Below are 5,279 nucleotides of genomic sequence, written 5' to 3'. Positions count from 1 at the left end.
GCCTGGTCGTCGTCGCCCTGGACCCCCGGCCCGGTCAACTGGCCACCGGGTACGTGCAGATCGGGCTGGGTCTGCTGTGCTGGACAGTGCTGAGCGCGGTGCTGCTGCTCGCTCTCGGCTGGCGCCGTGCCGCGCCGCCGGCCGGCCGCGCCCCGCTGGTCCCGGTCGGCACCACACTGCTGTGCCTGTTCATGTCGGCGTTCCTGTTCGAGTCGGCCGACCCGGACGTGATGGTCGCGGCCCGGGTCCTGGTCGGCCTCGGCGCCGCCTGCTTCTCGCTCTTCGCCGTGGTCTCCGTCCTGGAGGCCGGCGTCGCCGACCGGAACTGACCGGCCGCCCGAAAAAGCCGGCCGAGAACAGCGAAGGCAGGGAGCCGAAGCTCTCCTGCCATTGTCCAACTCATACCGGACAGGGGGCCTTGCGGCAAGGCCCCCTCCCTGGCGCACAGTCGCTGACTGAATCGGGAAACCCGCGCAAACCGCACAAACCGGGTGTACCGCGTGCAATTGCCCGGCAGGGGATCGGAGAAGCAGGACACATGACCCAGCAGACGACCAGTGCCTTCGAGCTGCCCGAGCGGCTCGCCGCCAAGGCGGACCCGGCTCTGATCGCCGACGACGAACGGCACTTCGCCGGCACCCAGCCGCGGGCCAGGCCGGCGCCGTGGTGAAGGGTGCGGATGCCGTCATGCCGGGCTTAGCGCAGCCACATCGAACCGCGCACCGGAGGGGAGTCGAGGATCGGTCGGCCCAGGTCACGGTCGGCGGGCTCGGGCCGGCTGCTGTACAGGGCCAGCTCCAGCCGTTCGGGCGCGGCGGTGCGAGCCGGGTCGGGGCGGGTGGTGCCGGTCATCGCGCGGTGCCTCCGGAAGTCGGGAACGAGGTGCGACGGCCGTCCCGGCCTGGTGGGCCGGGACGGCGGGATCTTGCGGGGCGGGTCAGCCGGTGACGGTCTCGGGGTGTCGGGTGAGTGCGTCCAGGAGCGCAGTCTGCTGCTCGGTCAGCTTGCCGTCGGTGCGGGCCTTGTCCTGCTTGCGCAGCCACGTGCCGGGCCGGAACGTGGGATCGTCGCCCAGGCCGGTGCGGTTGGCGGGGCCGTCGAGGGTTCCGCCGGCGGCGAGGGAAGGAGCTCGCCTCGATCTCGGCGTCGGCCTCCGCCTTGACCGCCTCGCCGGCGTCGTGGACCTCGGCCGGGTCGGCGGCCGCGGTGTCGTCGCCGACCTGTTCACCAGCGTCTTCGACTTCCAGCCCGCCGCCGCAGCTGGCCACTGCTCCTCCTCACCACCCCGATCCGGCCGGCCGGCCGGCCGACGGGCTCTGATCTCAGCCTTGTTCACTGCGGAAACCCGGTCAGTCGAGCTCTTTCTCCGTATCGCTGACAGTCACGCATGCCCATCGAGAAAATCAGCGATGAGGCGAGGATGTGCGCCATCATTTGTCGTTTGTGCTCCCAACGCACAGACGTAGGACCGCGTCACTTCTATCGCTGTTGCACGGATCGCACCACGGGCCGATCACCAGAGTCCATCCCTCGATCTCGGGACTCACGTACACCCGGGCCAGTCCGTCCGGATTGTCCTCAGCCTCTCCGTGGCCGTCCTCGTCGATGACAGCCTCGGCCTCGGCGAACGTCACGGGTACGGGTCGGGCGAGGCCCAGCGACGCGACGACTCCCGCTTGGTCCCCGGTCGGTACGACGATCCAGTAGAGCCAGCATGTCGACAACGGCCTTGGCTGGTCGTCCCTCGCGATTCTCACAACCACAGCCTGCCACTCCGGGGCCCGCCTGTTCGAAGCCGGACGTTAAACGACAAGGTGAGCGTTTTCAGCTTCGCCACTCCAGGGTGACGCCGCGGCCCTCGCTTGAGCCTGGAAGCTCCTCGGCTGGGCCCACCGGGCACGGTGGGTTGTCTGTGAAAAGTCGCGGGCGGTCACTTCGCTGAGGGGCCGGTCCTGCGCTTCGGGGCGGAAGGTGATTATGGGGAGGGATGGAACGCATGCTCGAAGTACCATCCCTGCAAGGTTCTCCGGCCGGTACTTCCCAACCTCCGCAGTGGCGTGGTCGGACGGAGACATCCCTGTAGAGAGGACAGAGGGCATAGGGCGATGAGTGTGGCTGAGAGTTGGTCGCGTGTGATGAGCCTTCTTCGAGAGCACGCGCCGGCCGCTCACGCGGATCTGCCGGGGCCCGCTACGGAGCAGATGCTCGCGGCAGCCGAGGAACGGATGGGGATCTCCCTTCATGGGGACCTACGGACGTGGCTGTTGCAGAACAATCTGGATCTGCCGGAGGAAGACGTCGACGACGACGTGATGTGCTGCGGCTTCGACGGGTTCCCCGACGAGGGAAGCTTCTTTCTGGGCATCCGGGCGATGGAGAGGCTCTACGCGAATCACCCCTTGTCCGGTGGGAGCGAATGGCGCGAGGAGTGGATCCCGTTCCAGTCGGACCGGGACGGCTGGATGGGACAGTTCATCGACGCGAGGGACGGACGTATCGGCAGATGGTTCGTGGGTGCGCCCACGGTCACCGGCGAGTACGCGTCACTGGCTCACTACTTCGACTCCGTGGCGGAGATGCTGACGAGGATCGGCGCGGGGGACTATCCGGTCTGTTCCGTTGCCGAAGGGCGACTTGTCTGGTCGTGAGACGGTTCCCAACTGGATGACGGCCATTGCCAATCCGTCCTCACCCTGGAACGGCAATGAGATTCATCAGCGTTGACGTTCCAGGGTGAGGACGGCTGCGGCGATGACGGTCATCCGGTTGGGGCTGCAGCGGGCCCGGCGGAGGATCTGCCAGGACTTGAGTCGCGCGATGCTTCGTTCGACCGGTGCTCGTGCCGCTGACAGGGCTCGGTTGATCGTCTGCTGGGTTGTGGTGAGGTCTTGGCCGGGAAGCCGTCTGATGGGCGTGGTCGCCCAGGGGCCGGCCCCGATGTAGGCGCGGTCGGCGAGCACGGGGACGCCCTGGCGTTCGCAGATCCGGATGATGCGGTGGGTGCGGGCCGCGGTCAGGTCGTGGGTTCGGCCGGGCAGGGCGGGTGAGATCCACAGCAGGTTGCCGGTGGGATCGGCCACGACCTGCACGTTCACGCCGTGACGGCGGTGCTTCTGAGAGAAGTGGGCCCGGCTGTCGCCGACCCGGTCGCACTCGGCGAGCGTCCCGTCGAGCAGGACGTGATCAGGATCCGTCTCACGCAGGACCCGCAGCAGACCGGGTGCAAGCGGATACTTCTCACGGTCTGACCCCGGTGAGGACGCCTACTGAAGCTTCGGGCCCACCGAAATATCGACGGCTACGGCATTCCAGCCGGGCTCATTCACAGCCACTCGGACCCATCGTCTGCCCTGTTCGCCGATGAGTTTCACGAAGCGGGTCTCGGCCATGACGTCACCGATGACGAGCCGTCCGTCGGCCAACGCGATCGGCCCGTCGAAGACCGTCACGAAGGAGTCGTCCGGCCCGGGGTCCCTCGTGGATCGGCTCGGCGAAGACCCGAACCTTGATGAGCTGCACCTGAGCCTTTACCCGCACCGCAACATGGGTGTCGCAGGAGACCGCCGGTTCCTCCTTCAGGCTCAAGGCCGGCAGCCAGTCAGTTGATCCCAGCGCCAGGACGGGGTGATTCACGTAGACGTCGACGCCGGCAATCTGCACACGCGGCCCCTCTCCGGTCGTCCTTCGCGAATCGCAGAGATGACAGCCCGAGGTGCCGACAAGCCAGACGTGCGCAGCCGAGGCGCACAACCATCCGGGCCGTCTGACTCAAGCCTGATCACAAGATCTTCGACAGAGCCGAATCACGTGATCGTCCACACTGCGCGGCGTGCCAGTGGTGCGCGGTCTCCGCGTACGCGCGCAGTTCCTCGATCCGGTCGTGCCGGGCCAGCAGGTCGGCCAGCTGGTCGCAGTTGTTGATCGAGGTGGTCGTGGGTGCGGAGCAGGACGATGGCGTCGTCGGCCCGGCCGCTCGCCTCCAGCAGCTCCGCCGCGGTCTCGGCAGCCGTCCACCAGCCCGTGGCGACATACGGGGCGAGCACCTGAAGCGACTCCTCCGTGCAGCCCTGGCCCACGAGCAGCCACGCCCGCTCCCCCGCGCAGAACCGCGGGCCGGGGTCCGGGTCGTCGTGGTCGGCGCCGTAGACCCGGCCCCGCAGAGCGCCGCGTCGTCCATGCCGCCCAGCATCCCAGTCGGCACCGACACCGTGAGGCGCATCGGGGAAAGGCCGGCCCGTGCCCGCTCGGGGTTCGGGCAACGGGCCGGCCCTTGCCCCAGCGTGCGGGTGCACAAGAGCGCCGCGCACCCGCGGCTACGCCAGCGCGGCGACGGCCCCCGGCCGCTCCGCACCGATGGCGGCGCCCGGGGCCGCAGGGGCGACGGCACCGTTCTCGTCGGGCAGCCACAACCGGGCGCTCCGCGGACGGTAGGCCGCACCGCGGACGGTAGGCCGCACCGCGGACGGAGGAGCGGATCCGGTTGCCCGGAGTTCGCGGCGGAGGCCGCCACCGGGATGTTCCGGTGGCGGCCTCCTGGTGGTGGGTGGGGTCAGCCGATGCGGATGAGTCCGGTCGAGATCTGTCGTCGAGCCTGGCCGGCAACCGCTGCCGTGCCATGCGCTCCGAGCCCACCATGGCCCAACGCCTGCGCCCCGGGGAGCCCGTCGGGAAACCGGTACCGGGAGCCTGCCGGCGCCGCGCGCAGCCGGTGGGAAGCGACCGGCGTCAGGAAGCGGCCGCGCGCGCCGCCTCCAACTCGGCCACCAGCCGCTTGACCCGCCTGTTGGTCCCGCCCGAGCCGTGGCCCGCCAGCATGTGCAGCTGGTCGGTCCCGCCGGAGGCCAGCACCAGCTCCGGGACGTCGGACGAGTAGACCGTGCCCTCCAGGACGGCCACCCGCACCTCCCGGATGTCCGCCCACGCGTAGGAGCGCGCCCTGAGCAGCCCGGAGTACTTCACCCCGGCCGACCCGTAGGAGACGCCGAACACCGGCGCGCGGAACGTCAGCACCGCACCCGGGACGCCGAGGATCAGGACCGGGATCAGGTGTTCCACCCCGCGCGGCCCTCGTCGTCGCCAGGCCCGTCGCCATCACCACGGCGATCAGCAGGCACACACCGCCCAGCAGGAAGTAGGTGAGCGACCAGGCCGTGCGCCTCTTCCGCTTCCGCATGTCCGTGCCCCCTTTCCGCGGCGCGCGGCACCGTCCGGGGTCCGGGGAGGCCGCCACCACCCGCGGACCAGCATACGAACGGTGGCCGCGCCACGGAGGGGCAGGG

At 69.6% G+C, this 5,279-nt stretch carries 6 protein-coding genes and 1 pseudogene; 3 read left to right on the top strand and 4 right to left on the bottom strand.

Annotation, left to right across the window (positions count from 1 at the left end; all coding sequences use genetic code 11):
• Both ACIQOV_RS26185 and ACIQOV_RS26180 read left to right on the top strand, forming a co-directional pair.
• Window positions 1-329: DUF2776 family protein (locus ACIQOV_RS26185; RefSeq protein ID WP_401052430.1), on the top strand; the 329-nt coding region annotated here is incomplete at its 5' end.
• Between the two features lie 209 nt (window positions 330-538).
• On the top strand, window positions 539-670 hold the full coding sequence (locus tag ACIQOV_RS26180; protein ID WP_360347616.1) for a hypothetical protein: 132 nt from the start codon (window positions 539-541) through the stop codon (window positions 668-670).
• A 26-nt stretch (window positions 671-696) separates the two neighbouring features.
• On the opposite strand, the gene ACIQOV_RS26175 is transcribed toward ACIQOV_RS26180, so the two are convergent.
• Window positions 697-852, bottom strand: coding sequence for a hypothetical protein (locus ACIQOV_RS26175; protein WP_401052427.1), 156 nt, complete (start codon window positions 850-852; stop codon window positions 697-699).
• 1,253 nt (window positions 853-2,105) lie between these two features.
• On the opposite strand from ACIQOV_RS26175, the gene ACIQOV_RS26170 reads away from it, so the two are divergent.
• A complete protein-coding gene (locus tag ACIQOV_RS26170; protein WP_401052424.1) occupies window positions 2,106-2,648 on the top strand; it encodes an SMI1/KNR4 family protein in 543 nt (180 codons plus the stop codon).
• 66 nt (window positions 2,649-2,714) lie between these two features.
• Here ACIQOV_RS26170 and ACIQOV_RS26165 read toward each other — a convergent pair.
• The 3 genes and pseudogenes from ACIQOV_RS26165 to ACIQOV_RS26155 form a co-directional block, all read right to left on the bottom strand.
• Window positions 2,715-3,224 (bottom strand): annotated as a pseudogene (locus ACIQOV_RS26165) (transposase family protein); the annotation flags it as partial.
• 39 nt (window positions 3,225-3,263) lie between these two features.
• Window positions 3,264-3,449 carry a hypothetical protein gene (locus ACIQOV_RS26160; protein WP_401052422.1) on the bottom strand — a complete coding sequence of 62 codons (186 nt, stop codon included), beginning with the start codon at window positions 3,447-3,449 and terminating at the stop codon, window positions 3,264-3,266.
• A gap of 1,276 nt (window positions 3,450-4,725) precedes the next feature.
• On the bottom strand, window positions 4,726-5,055 hold the full coding sequence (locus tag ACIQOV_RS26155; RefSeq protein WP_401052420.1) for a hypothetical protein: 330 nt from the start codon (window positions 5,053-5,055) through the stop codon (window positions 4,726-4,728).
• Window positions 5,056-5,279: the final 224 nt, after the last annotated feature.

Source organism: Kitasatospora sp. NPDC091257, assembly GCF_044757675.1.
In the GTDB taxonomy this organism is placed as follows: domain Bacteria; phylum Actinomycetota; class Actinomycetes; order Streptomycetales; family Streptomycetaceae; genus Kitasatospora; species Kitasatospora lactacystinica.
The sequence above is the reverse complement of the archived record's forward strand: the minus strand, read 5'-3'. Positions and strand labels throughout refer to the sequence as shown.

Bases quoted from the DNA above. Each gene is read 5' to 3' on its own strand.
- ACIQOV_RS26180 (WP_360347616.1), top strand. From the start codon at position 539: ATGACCCAGCAGACGACCAGTGCCTTCGAGCTGCCCGAGCGGCTCGCC.
- ACIQOV_RS26175 (WP_401052427.1), bottom strand. From the start codon at position 852: ATGACCGGCACCACCCGCCCCGACCCGGCTCGCACCGCCGCGCCCGAA.
- ACIQOV_RS26170 (WP_401052424.1), top strand. From the start codon at position 2,106: ATGAGTGTGGCTGAGAGTTGGTCGCGTGTGATGAGCCTTCTTCGAGAG.